General features: G+C 63.0%; 13 protein-coding genes. 10 read left to right on the top strand and 3 right to left on the bottom strand.

All coding sequences use genetic code 11. The features are described 5' to 3' along the window. Nucleotides 1–7: 7 nt before the first annotated feature. The 10 genes from VF515_20655 to VF515_20610 all read left to right on the top strand — a co-directional run bounded on the left by VF515_20655 (nt 8) and on the right by VF515_20610 (nt 9,143). Nucleotides 8–430 (top strand): ATP synthase subunit C, encoded by a 423-nt coding sequence (locus tag VF515_20655; protein ID HEX7410037.1) that lies wholly within the window; start codon nt 8–10, stop codon nt 428–430. Next, a complete protein-coding gene (locus VF515_20650) occupies nt 427–756 on the top strand; it encodes a V-type ATP synthase subunit F (GenBank protein ID HEX7410036.1) in 330 nt (109 codons plus the stop codon). Before VF515_20655 ends, VF515_20650 begins: the two co-directional genes overlap by 4 nt. Further along, nucleotides 753–1,406, top strand: coding sequence for a V-type ATP synthase subunit E family protein (locus tag VF515_20645; protein ID HEX7410035.1), 654 nt, complete (start codon nt 753–755; stop codon nt 1,404–1,406). The genes VF515_20650 and VF515_20645 overlap by 4 nt, the downstream gene beginning before the upstream one ends. Further along, nucleotides 1,406–3,178, top strand: coding sequence for a V-type ATP synthase subunit A (locus VF515_20640; GenBank protein HEX7410034.1), 1,773 nt, complete (start codon nt 1,406–1,408; stop codon nt 3,176–3,178). The genes VF515_20645 and VF515_20640 overlap by 1 nt, the downstream gene beginning before the upstream one ends. A 3-nt stretch (nt 3,179–3,181) precedes the next feature. After that, nucleotides 3,182–4,630 carry a V-type ATP synthase subunit B gene (locus VF515_20635; protein HEX7410033.1) on the top strand — a complete coding sequence of 483 codons (1,449 nt, stop codon included), beginning with the start codon at nt 3,182–3,184 and terminating at the stop codon, nt 4,628–4,630. Beyond that, nucleotides 4,617–5,246 carry a V-type ATP synthase subunit D gene (locus tag VF515_20630; GenBank protein ID HEX7410032.1) on the top strand — a complete coding sequence of 210 codons (630 nt, stop codon included), beginning with the start codon at nt 4,617–4,619 and terminating at the stop codon, nt 5,244–5,246. Before VF515_20635 ends, VF515_20630 begins: the two co-directional genes overlap by 14 nt. Continuing rightward, the gene (locus tag VF515_20625) at nt 5,243–5,719 is read left to right on the top strand and encodes a universal stress protein (protein HEX7410031.1); all 477 of its coding nucleotides are present in this window, start codon (nt 5,243–5,245) and stop codon (nt 5,717–5,719) included. The genes VF515_20630 and VF515_20625 overlap by 4 nt, the downstream gene beginning before the upstream one ends. 806 nt (nt 5,720–6,525) lie before the next feature. After that, the gene (locus tag VF515_20620; GenBank protein HEX7410030.1) at nt 6,526–6,933 is read left to right on the top strand and encodes an Hsp20/alpha crystallin family protein; all 408 of its coding nucleotides are present in this window, start codon (nt 6,526–6,528) and stop codon (nt 6,931–6,933) included. 282 nt (nt 6,934–7,215) lie between these two features. Continuing rightward, nucleotides 7,216–7,845: a SagB/ThcOx family dehydrogenase gene (locus VF515_20615; protein ID HEX7410029.1), complete on the top strand. Its 630-nt coding sequence runs from the start codon at nt 7,216–7,218 to the stop codon at nt 7,843–7,845. A gap of 362 nt (nt 7,846–8,207) precedes the next feature. Beyond that, nucleotides 8,208–9,143: a ribose-phosphate pyrophosphokinase gene (locus tag VF515_20610; GenBank protein ID HEX7410028.1), complete on the top strand. Its 936-nt coding sequence runs from the start codon at nt 8,208–8,210 to the stop codon at nt 9,141–9,143. Between the two features lie 22 nt (nt 9,144–9,165). Here the strand turns inward: VF515_20610 and VF515_20605 are convergent, their stop codons facing one another. The 3 genes from VF515_20605 to VF515_20595 form a co-directional block, all read right to left on the bottom strand. Next, nucleotides 9,166–9,501 (bottom strand): hypothetical protein, encoded by a 336-nt coding sequence (locus tag VF515_20605; protein HEX7410027.1) that lies wholly within the window; start codon nt 9,499–9,501, stop codon nt 9,166–9,168. Nucleotides 9,502–9,563: 62 nt separating this feature from the next. Further along, nucleotides 9,564–9,878: a hypothetical protein gene (locus VF515_20600; protein HEX7410026.1), complete on the bottom strand. Its 315-nt coding sequence runs from the start codon at nt 9,876–9,878 to the stop codon at nt 9,564–9,566. A gap of 686 nt (nt 9,879–10,564) precedes the next feature. After that, nucleotides 10,565–12,058: histidine-type phosphatase (locus VF515_20595; protein HEX7410025.1), on the bottom strand; the 1,494-nt coding region annotated here is incomplete at its 5' end.

Genomic DNA, 12,058 nt, shown 5'->3' with positions numbered 1-12,058 from the left:
AGGAACCATGACGACCCAGGAACCACGCCAGACCACATCAGCTCCCGGCATCCAGCCGCGCGGTTCGAGCCGCAGGTACGGCCGCGCCATCCGCTGGTTCGCGCGGGTACACGTCGGCCTCGCCGCCGTGTCGCTCCTGGCCTTGGCGGCCGTCCTGAGCGGACTGCCCGCTGCTGCCGGGGCTGCCGCGCAACTCGGCGGCGTGTCCGATGAAGTGATGAAGTGGGGTTTCGCCGCCGCCGCCGCGGCGACGGCGATCGGTGCGCTCGGTGCCGCCTACGCTGTCAGCCACGTGGGTGCGGCGGCGTTGGGCGCGATTGGTGAGCGGCCGGAAATCGCGGGTCGTGCTCTGATCTTCGTCGGTCTGGCCGAGGGTATCGCTATCTACGGCCTCATCGTCGCCATCATGATCCTCGGCCGCCTCTCATGAAGCCGCTGCAGGTCATTGGCGATGCGGATACGGTCCTGGTGTTCGCCTTGGGCGGCGTGCCGGGCCGCGTCGTTCACAGTGCCGATGAGGCACGTACGGCGATCGAAGAGGTTGTCAACGAGGTCCACGCGGCAGGCGGGCCAAAGCAACGCCCGGTGCTGCTGGTGGTGACCAACGGTATCGCGGGACGCATTCGGGACTATCTGAGGCATGCCATGCTCGATGCCAGTGGGCCCGTGATTCTCGAAGTGCCCGGCTTCGGAGAATCACCCGACGGCGGCTCTGTGCAACGCTTCGTCGAGCGCACCTTGGGGTTGCGCCTATGAAATCCATCGATTCTGTCCACGCTGCCGGGTCAGACGCCGGGACCCTGCTGCGTCTGATCCGGGAACAAGCGGCCGCTGAGATCGCTGAGATGCAAGGACGCGCGCAGCAGCGCGTCGCCCGACTCCGTGCGAGCGCCGACACGGAGGCCGAGGCCATTCGTGCCGGGGCTCGAAGCGCGGGGGAATCGCGGGGGCGTCTCCGCGCCGCCAAACTCCTGGCGGCCGCGGAAACGCAGAGTCATCTGGGGCTGCTTTTGGCGCGTGAGGCGCTGATCGAGAAAGTCATTGCCCGTGCCCGGACGCGGCTCGGGCGCTTTTCTACATTCCCGCAGGCGGCAGATCGACTCGCCGAGCTCGTCCGAGAGGGCTTAGAGGCGCTACCGGCCGGACCGGTCCGTGTGCGCATGCCTCACGACTGCGAGCTGCTACTCGACGAAGCAATCCGTCGCAGTCTGACCTCAGATCGTGGCGCGGTGAGCTTCACCGCCGACGACGAACTAATGGGCGGCGTGGTTCTGGAAGTCGATGACGGGAGGGTGCGCTTTGATAATTCATTCGATGGCCGCGTCCGCCGCCGGATGTATAGGCTCCGCCACCTAGCTGCGGACATGCTGCTCGGCGAAGAACCTTCCTCACCTTCAGGGCCGTGATGACCGCCCAGGCGGAGGCTCGTTCAGGAACGGTGATCGGCGTGAACGGCCCGGTGGTCCACGCCCTGACGGCGCGGACCATCGGCATGTCGGAGTTGGTGTGGGTTGGCACGCAACGCCTCATCGCCGAGGTCATTGGGCTCAAGGAAGACCGGGCCACCCTGCAGGTCTATGAAGACACCACCGGGCTCAAGGCCGGGGATCCGATCCACACCTCGACGCTGCCGCTGCACGTGGAACTCGGTCCCGGTCTCATGGGTTGCATCTTCGATGGCATCCAAAGGCCGCTCGAAGCGCTGGCGACTCACTGCGGCGACTTTGTTCTGCGGGGTGCGTACACTCGTCCGCTGGACCGGGCGAGGCAATGGAATTTCACCCCGGTCCTTACGCCCGACACCGAGGTGCGAGGCGGTGAGATCCTCGGCACGGTGACCGAGACGGCATCGATCGAGCACCGCATCCTGGTCCCGCCGGACATCTCGGGAAGGATCACTTGGGTAGCTGATTCTGGAACATACCTGCTGGATGATCCGGTCGCGCTGGTTGATCGCGCCGGGTCGGTGCGCGAGTTGCATCTGTATCACCGCTGGCCGGTACGACGGCCCCGCCCCTACCGCGAACGGCGTGTGCCCACGGTGCCTCTCTTGACGGGCCTGCGGATCATCGACGCATTTTTCCCGCTCGCACGCGGCGGGACCGCAGCAATGCCAGGCGGCTTTGGCACGGGCAAGACCGTGACCCAGCAGAATCTCGCCAAGTGGGCGGATGCCGAGATCATCGTCTACATCGGCTGCGGCGAGCGCGGCAACGAGATGACCGGCGTGCTCACCGAACTGCCGCAGCTCGAGGATCCACGGACCGGCCGGCCGCTGATGGAGCGGACGGTGCTCATCGCCAACACCTCCAATATGCCGGTCGCCGCTCGTGAAGCGTCCATCTACACCGGAATCACCATCGCTGAATATTACCGCGACATGGGCTACGACGTGGCCCTCATGGCCGACTCGACCTCGCGCTGGGCAGAGGCCCTGCGCGAAATTGCCGGCCGCCTCGAAGAGATGCCTGCCGAGGAAGGCTTCCCTGCCTACCTGGCGACCCGCCTCGCCGAGTTTTACGAGCGCGCCGGCTCGGTGACCGCGCTCTGCGGTCGCGAGGGCTCGGTCAGTGCCATCGGCGCGGTGTCGCCACCCGGCGGCGATTTTACCGAGCCGGTAACGCAGCACAGCAAGCGATTCGTTCGCTGCTTTTGGAGTCTCGACAAAGAGCTGGCGAATGCCAGGTTCTTCCCGGCGATCAACTTCCGTGAGTCGTACAGCGAGTACGTCGGCGACCTGAGCGCGTGGTGGCAGGGAAAGGGCTTTCCCGATTGGGCGGCGTTGCGCGCCCGCACCATCGAGTTGCTGGACGAAGAGGCCAAGTTACAGCAAATCGTGCGGCTGCTGGGAGAGGAGTCGTTACCCGACCGGGAACGTATGGTGCTGGAAGGAGCCGGGCTGCTGCGCAACGCCTTCCTGCAACAGAACGCCTTTGACCCCATTGACCGCCATAGCACACCGGAAAAGCAGATGAGCATGCTGCGCACGATATTCCATTACATCGACCGCGGCATGGCCATCGTCGAAAAGAAAATCCCTGTCTATCGCGTACGGGAGCTGCCGGTGCGCACGGATCTCATGCGTATGCGCTTTGAGATACCCGACGACCAATTGCAGCAGTTCGCCGCCCTCAGGGACGTGGTGAGCAGTCAGATGGATACGCTTGAGCAGGAGTGAGCCGTGACTTCAATCCGCGACCAGGCAGGGCTCGATTATCGAGGTCTGCATCAGATTCAGGGGCCACTCATTTTCCTGCGAGGTGTCGAAGGGGTCGGCTTCGGCGAGCTGGCCGAAATCGTTTCACCGACGGGACAACTGCTGCAAGGACGCGTACTCGAGATTCAGGAGGATCTTGCCGTTGTCGAGGTGCTGCAAGGCACCGCGACGTTGTCTGTGGCAGACACCCGCGTTCGGTTTCTCGGGCACGCACTGCGTATCCCCGTGGCGCGCGAGATGCTGGGCCGGGTATTTGATGGCCTTGGTCAGCCCCTGGATGGCGGTCCGCCGCCGCTGTCAGCCGTCCTGCGCGACGTCAACGGCGCGCCCATGAATCCGGTGCGGCGCGACTATCCACGGGAGTGCATACAGACCGGGATCTCGGGCATTGACGGGTTGGACACACTGGTGCGCGGCCAGAAGCTTCCCATTTTCTCGGGGAGCGGTCTGCCGCACGATGCAATCGCTGCCCAGATCGTTCGCCAGGCTGCGCTTCCGACTGAGGGGGGACAGTTTGCCGTGGTGCTGGCGGCCATCGGCGTCAACCACGACGTCGCGGAGTTCTTTCACAAGAGCCTGCAGGAAAGCGGGGCCTTCCGCACCAGCACGTTGTTCCTCAACCTGGCCAACGATCCGAGCATCGAGCGGCTGGTGACGCCGCGGGCGGCGCTCACGTTGGCTGAGTTCCTCGCTTTCGACCTGGACATGCACGTGTTGGTGGTGCTGACCGACATGACGAATTATTGCGAGGCCCTGCGCGAGGTGGCAACGGCGCGGGGCGAGGTGCCCAGCCGCAAGGGATATCCCGGCTATCTCTACAGCGATCTCTCTTCGGTGTACGAGCGGGCGGGACGCCTGAAGAATCGCCAGGGCTCCATCACGCAGATTCCAATCCTCACCATGCCCAACGACGACATCACGCATCCGATTCCGGATCTCACCGGCTACATTACCGAGGGACAACTTGTCCTCTCGCGTGACCTGCACGCCAAGGGTGTCTATCCACCGCTCGACGTGCTGCCGTCACTTTCGCGGCTCATGGAGGACGCCGTGAGTGCCGGCGGCACGCGCGAGGATCACTCACGGCTGGCCAGCCAGCTGTATGCGGCGTACGCGCGTGTGAAGGAAGTGGAGCGGCTGGCGAGCATCATCGGCGAGGAGGAGCTCTCGGAAACCAACCGGCAGTATCTGCAGTTTCGTGACCGCTTCGAACGGGAGTTCATCTCGCAGGACCGGCATGACAACCGGAGCTTTCGGGAGACGCTCGACCTGGGCTGGCAGGTGCTGCGACCTCTGCCGGACGCGGAGCTGACTCGATTGCCGCGTGATCTCATCGAGCGCTATCGCACCACGCCGGATGCGGCGATGGCGCCAGACAGACCCTCAGCGAGGCGTGACGATGCGTCGGGCTGACATCCCCGCCACCAAGAGCAACCTGATCCGTCTCAAGGAGCACTTCGGGTTCGTCCGGTCGGCACACCAGCAGTTGGATCAGAAACGCGACGTGCTCTTGGAAGAAATCATCGCCATCTACCGCGAGGCTCGGCAGGTGCGGCGTGAGGTGGAGGCGGCGCTGGCGGTTGTCTATGCCACCATGCGCGAGGCGCTGCTGGCCGCGGGCCGCACCGCGGTGGAGCCAGAAGCGCTCGCCTCTGCGGGAACTCAGCAGCTTCGGATACGGGAGCGGAGCATCATGGGCGTCATCGTACCGCTACTGGATCTGAAGGCGACCGATCCTCCCGGCCCCAGTGTCGCGCCCGGCTGGGCAGCAGCAGCCCCAGCCCGGGTACAGCGCCAGGTGCGCCACCTCCTGCCGGCACTGATGCGCTTGGCGGAAATCGAGGTGTCCTGCAGCCGGTTGGCGACGGAGTTGCAGAAGACCAAGCGCCGAGTAAACGCCTTGGAACATATCTTCATTCCGGAGTACCGCGACACCATTCGGTTCACCGAAGCCGCCTTGGAGGAAAAGGAGCGTGAGGCGCTGTTTCAGCTGAAGCGCTTGCGCGGCCGGCGGAAGGAGACGGCATGACCGAGGCCCTGCGCATCGCCAAGATCCTGGTTCCAGTGGATGGCTCGGAGTGCGCGCGATACGCGGCGGAACAGGCGGCTCGTATCGCGGCTGCCTGCGGCTCGCACTTGATTTTCCTGCACGTGGTGGATGAGGCCGTGGTAGACGCGCTCGGGCACCGGGCCACCGACGACGGCCAGCAGGTGCGCGACCGACTGCGGGAAAACGGCCACACCTACCTCCGTGACATGGCCCGGCTGGCGACGGAGCGCAGCCTGGCTCACCAGGAGGAAATCGCGGAAGGCGATCCGTGCGCGGTCATTTGCGCCGCCGCGGCCCGCCACGGCGCCGATCTCATCGTCATGGGCAAGATCGGGCGGCGGGGCGCGCGACGCATCATGGTGGGTAGCACCACCCGACGCGTCAGCGAATCCACCGACCGGCCTGTGCTGGTGATTACCGGCCCGCCAGCCGAGCCCAGCAAGCAGTCGTGAGCCCGTCGCTCGCCGGCGACAACGGCGTGCCGCCGGTTCAGAAGGCGCGAGCAAGCGGAAGAGGTTTTTCGGCTCTTAGCCGAACTCGTCTTCGAGACCGCTGCGGCGCAAGGGGGAACCCGTGTCATTGTTGCTGGGAATGCTTTCGCGCAAATGCGTGCGTTCCAGGCAGAGCGTTCCACAGTTCAACGATGGCAGTTGTCCGCGCAGGCAAGGGCACGACGCTTGCTGAAGCATCCTGCGTTCGGGATCGACGCCGACTATTTGCGGCAGGGGCTGGCGCACCACGCAACTGGCGCGGCTGACGAGGGCGTGCAATCGAACAGGTCCGCCATGTCGTGTAGTACACCCAGGCTCTCACGTGCCTTCACCCTGACGCTTCTTTTCGCGTCGGTTGCCTTCGTTGCGCTGCCTTATCCCTCGTTCGGCGTCGCCACCATGGTCTTCACTGATGCCCTCCATCCAGAGGCGCAGCAAGTCGCAGAAGACTTCGTTCGCTCCCGTTTCCCAGATTGCGGTGCCGACCTAATGGCAAGGTGCAGGAGTACCGCGTCCATGTGAACGTTATCTTCGTGTTGAACAGGATAGCGGGTGACGAAACCTTCATGGGTGGATGGGTTTAACTTGGCAAGCAAGGAGGACGGTCAATGGCGCAAAAGCAGGAAAAGGCGAAGAAGGAACCGGAGCAACACAAGCTAGAGAAAAGACCGGCGGCTACCCAAGTGCCGGTGAAGCGGCAGGCGCGTACAGCCCTCCCGGTGCGGGCGCCTCAGCCTCTGTGGCCTCCGTCTGCGTGGGGAGAAGAGATGGATCGATGGTTCAAGGACTTCCGTCACCTTCCAGCACTGCTGTGGAGTGGAGAACGGTGGCCCTTGCAACCGGTCAAGTTCGCGCCAGCCCTGGATGTGTACGAGACAGGCAACGAAGTCGTCGTGAAGGCCGAACTGCCAGGGCTGTCGAAAGATGACGTCGAAGTAAATCTCACCGAATCCACGCTGACGGTAAAAGGAGAGAAAAACCAGGAGGAGGAAGTCAAGCACCAGGACTATTACCACTACGAACGGTCCTTTGGAGCCTTTTCTCGGCGCATTGAATTGCCCACGACCGTGAAGGCCGACGAGGCCACGGCCAGCTTCGAAGACGGCGTTCTTGAGGTACGGCTTCCGAAAAGCGAGGAAGCGAAGCGGAAGGTGGTCAAGGTGCAGGTCGGATAGGCGATCAGAGGAGAGCACGATTCCGGTCTGGGTCGACGAGGCGTTGGCGAAACAGAAGGAGATTGTGTTCAACGCCGGAAATCATGAGCAAACCGTGCACATGGCTTATGCCGATTTCGCGCGACTGGCGCAGCCGAACGTGACCTCGTTCGGCCGGCTTGAACGGAGGTGAACTTTTGCGCGGCAGAATGTTCAGTTGGGAGGCGACCGGACAATACGGTTGACGGTTCATTTCGCCTGGGACGCCGCGAACTCCTCCGTTTACTTGGCTTGAGTCTGATCATGAGGCATGCCGCTTCCGCAACTTCAAGGTTTGCTGTTCCGGTAGAGCTACCGCGCCCGAGACTCGACGGCGAACTCGTTGTCGAGAGGGCGCTGCTCCGAAGAAGGTCGGTCCGCGAGTACGCGGGCGGCGCTTTGACACTTGGCGAACTTTCGCAGCTCCTCTGGGCTGCACAGGGGATCACGCACCCACTGGGGTTTCGGACCGCACCTTCTGCCGGCGCCCTGTACCCGATCGAGGTCTACCTGGTTGCAGGCAACGTTGCGGAGTTGCGCCCCGGCGTTTACCGATACGACCCACGTGCACACACGCTGTCAGCGGTTGCCGAGGGTGACAACCGCGCTGCACTGAGCGCCGCCGCGCTTGGGCAGACTTGCGTCGCGGAGGCAGCCGCTGCCCTCGTGTTTTGCGCAGTGTACCGGAGGACGACGGTCAAGTATGGCGAGCGGGGCGTCCGGTACGCCCACATGGAAGTCGGCCATGCGGCGCAGAACGTCTACCTACAAGCGGCGTCTCTGCGCCTCGGCACGGTGGTCGTCGGGGCGTTTCAGGACGACAGGGTGAGAAAGGTCATCGGCGCGGACATCGACGAGCAGCCGCTGTGCATAATGCCGATCGGCAGGCAATGAGCCCAAGGGCAGCGCGTCCGAGAGCTGCGCCGTGCCCATGTTCCAACCTGGGCCGCCCGCTGTGGACTGCCGGGCGGAGTTACCCGGCTCGGCGCAAGGTGACGAAAAGGCTTCTTGCCCTGAGCGACGCCTGACGCAGGATGATCCGGAAAAGCCCAAGCATGAAACCTCTTCGCTTCGCAGTCATCGGCTTCGTTCGGGTCGGGAGCGCTTGCAGCCGGGCGATCTTGGCAAGCGCCGGTTTGAGTCTGGGCGGAATCGTCCGCCGACGCTCCTTCAGGTGCCGCTGGCGGCGCTCTGGGGTGATCTGGCGACAGAAATGGAAAAGGAATTGCTATAGGGACAACTGAGGCAGCCGAGCGATGCAGCCCTTGATTTTGTCCGGTTCGGCCAATCTCTCTCTCGCCGAAACTATCGCTACCAACATTGGTGTCCGGCTGGGGAAGCGCGAACTGTGTCGGTTTCCGGATGGGGAACTCCACGTTGAGATTCAGGAAAATGTGCGTGGGCGGGATGTCTACCTGATTCAGAGCACCAGTCCGCCCGCAGACGAGCATCTCCTTGAGCTTCTCCTGCTGGCAGACGCGTGCCGCCGAGGTGACGCGGGGCGGCTGACAGCTGTCATTCCCTATTTTGGCTACGCACGGCAGGACCGTCGGGCTAAGGGACGAGAGGCAGTCGGCGGCCGGTTGGTTGCCGACCTGATCGAGGCGGGCGGCCTGCAACGCCTCATTGTTGTCGATCTCCATACGCCAGCAGTGGAAGGGTTCTTCACTGTTCCCATGGCGCATCTGACCGCAGTGCCCTTCTTGGCGGACGCCATACGTCCAAGGTTGCCTGCGCCTGCGGTGATCGTCGCGCCGGACCTCGGAGCGGTGAAGCTGGCTGGACGGTACGGAACGCTGCTGAACCTGCCAGTTGCGATCGTGCACAAGACGCGACTCAGCGGTACAGAGGTGACGACAAGCGGCATTACGGGTGAGGTCCACGGCCATGCTCCAATCGTTGTCGACGACATGATCAGCACTGGGGGCACGATCGAGGCGGCTGTTCGTGCGCTGCTTGCGGCCGGATGCTCATCGCCAGTGACCGTGGTCGCGAGTCACGGCCTGTTTGTCGGCCCCGCTGTCGCACGCCTGCGCGGCCTACCCATCCAACAGCTCCTCGTAACTGATAGCGTCACGACGCCAGAACTCCCCCTGCCGATTCAGCTCCTTAGTCTTTGCCCACTGCTGGTCGAGGCTATCGCCCGGTTGCATGACAACCGATCGCTGACCGATCTCGTGGCGCGCTACTGAGACTCCTCCGACTCGAGGTGCGTCAGCCTTTGCCATTGAGACGCCTAACGGACGTTCTTAGTTTCTTAGTCAGCTCGCGTAAGACTCGAAGGTGTCCCGTGATGCTCGCCGGCCGGATGTTCAAGTAGCGCGACACCTCCACGGGCCGACCGTTTCCCTCTAGCACCGCGCGGCGAAAGTGGTTGTCCCTTGGAACGAAGGCGAAAAGCCGCAGGTCCTCCTCCTCGACCACAGCCGCCACGCGGCGCAGGAAGTCCTCCCGGTCTCGATCGGTGCGGAAGATGGGACGGCGCTCCACCCCACGCCCGATCAGGTGGTAGAGGCCATCGAGAACGTCGACCCGTGGACCTCTGGGCATGCAGATGTCCTCCCATGGATCTCTCTGACTAACAACCTAAGTACGTCCCCACTTTGGTTCAGTTAGGCAGTCTGCGGATTCACGGCCCGGCGCTGCGCGCGTCGGCGGGCATCCTCACGCGCCCTCTCAGCTGCCCGGTGAAAGAAGGCGAGCACCTCGTCCTCAGACTTGCCCGCAAGAGCTGCGGCTTGTTCGTCGCGGATCTCGCGCACCTGAGGCGAGTAAATCGTGAGCGCTTTGTATCCCTGCTCGATGTTGACGGCGTTGAACAGACGGATCTTGTCGAGCCGGACGATGTGCCGGAAGTTCCAACTGACGAGGACGTCAACTTCGCCAATCGTCTCTCCTGCAATATTTGTTGTGCCTGATGGAAACAAGATATATGCCTAGCCGATGGTAGTGTTGTCTGGTGTGTACGCGCCCGAAGACGACAGAAACGTGCCCGTGATGGTCCAATAGCGAACGCGCCAGCGATGCATCTTTGACGGTCCCGCGAGCACACACATATACTATGATGTGTATTGGCCTGCTGGAGCATGACAGCACAAACGCGGAACCGCAGACTGCGTGGCTGCACGGCGGTACGCTGGCGTCCATAAGACTGCAGCGGCGATGTGGCGCTTGACTGGAGGCGTTACGGGCTGAAAACATACTTTGCGGCGTTACAAAGACCGATTTCAGGACTGCAAAGCCAGTTTGCAGCACACATTTTGGGCATTACAAACTGAAAACGCACTTTGCGGCGTTGCAAAGTCGGATTTCAGGACTGCGAAATCACTTTGCAGCGCACTTTTTAGGAAATACAAACTGAAAACGCACTTTGCGGGCCGCCACTATGCCATTGCGGCTCGGTCGAGGCACTTTTTCGTCTGAAATGTGGATGTTCCGCTCTGCGGGACCACACTCAGTCGGATGGAACGAGCATCAAACGGTAATCAAACGCAAGGAACACGGTCCATTCGACCAAGCGCTTGCTTCTGAACTCACCGCGCAGCGGTTTAGTTCAAGGCTCACTATCGGACGTTCCATTTGACCGCTGACGCCGCCCGTATTACGGCGCCTGTCAGGGCGCGGAGGCAGGCGTGACGATGCAGTCCTGGCGCACGTGGCCGGTAATGAAGGTCTTGAACTGGTCGTAGGGGCAATCGAGGACGCCGCCACACGCGGGGATCGCCAGGGGGATGCGCTGTGGAGGCGTCTGCAGCGAGAGAGCCGTGCCGTTGCGCATTTGGTCCAGCGTCGCGATCACGTAGAAGAGTCTCACGATGGGCTGTCCGCTTTGCTTGACCTTGTGGAGCTCGAAAACGAGCGCGCCGGCCGGGCCCGGGTCGTTCTGCTGGAACCCCTCTGCCTTCCAGGTTACGCCCCCCAGGAATGCGCCGATGGCGGATTGGTTCTGGTCGTGAGCGACAAACAGCGTGAACTTGCTCGCCGCGGGCGCGAGCATGTCAGGATTCTCCACGCCGGTCAGCGTCTGATCCATCGTCCCCACGAGCTGCCACATCAGGTTCGTCGAGGCTACCTGCGCGAAGGAGGGGAGGCGGCAGGTCAGGTCGATGTTCAGCACATGAAGCTTAGTCAAATCGCTCAAGCCTCCTTGCGGGATCGCCCCCCAGCCCACGCACTGCGCCCCCTGGGTCGTTGCGCAGTCCGTTTGGGGCATCCCCTGGGCGTATTGGAGCTCGAAATCCGAAGTTACCGAGTCGGCAACGTCGAACAGGCTCCCGGCCGCGTACGCCACCGCTCCCGTTGGATTCAGGCTCACCCCGGTAGTTGGATCCACGCTCACCTCGGTAGGAAGGTCCAGCAGCGAACAGGAGGCGGGTGGCGATGACTGGTTGCAGGCCGCCGGCTGGCAGCACTGAGTGACCGTCTGCAGCGTTTGAAGTTGGGTGCTGTATTTAGTGATCAACGAGGAGGTGTTGCCTCCGATCGCTGTATTGAACGCGGCATGGTCCACCGCCGTGACGATCTTGCACTGTGGGGTATTTAGTAGGGCAAACGCCGTGGCGATGTAAGGGTCCGCTTGCACTTGCGCGCCCGCATGAATCACCTGGACCCCGCAGTCGGGCGTTGCCTCGGCTTGAAACATGCCGTCCACGTAACCCTGCGCCGTATGGATCGTCCGCTCGTATACATCCGCATAGACGAACACCGTTCCGGCCGCGGGACAGGACCCTCTCGGCGGCAGGAGCCCTTGGGCGGCGTAGAAATCGCGATACCATGCCCCCAACCGGGTCGCGTTCTGCTGGCCCACTGTGGAGAGATTGCCGGGGGTCGCCGCGGGGCCTGGCCACAGCGGAAAACCCTGTGGGCGCAGGGTATCCAGGTTCGTGCTCAGGGTATTCGGGGTCGTGCTCTCGAGCGGAGAGAGCTGGGAACGAATCCCGTGCCGGCTGATCGCGACTACGGAGAGCAGCTTGGTGTCGTCGCTATTCCCCTCATTGTCCCCGCACGCATAGAAGAGAAGACCGGCGACAAGGCAGGCAAGCACGACCCCGACGTTCGACGATTTTCGCATGACCTGATCCTTCCATTCTTTCCATTCGATCGGCAG

The organism is Candidatus Binatia bacterium, from assembly GCA_036382395.1.
Classification (GTDB): Bacteria; Desulfobacterota; Binatia; order HRBIN30; family HRBIN30; genus JAGDMS01.
The sequence above is the reverse complement of the archived record's forward strand: the minus strand, read 5'-3'. Positions and strand labels throughout refer to the sequence as shown.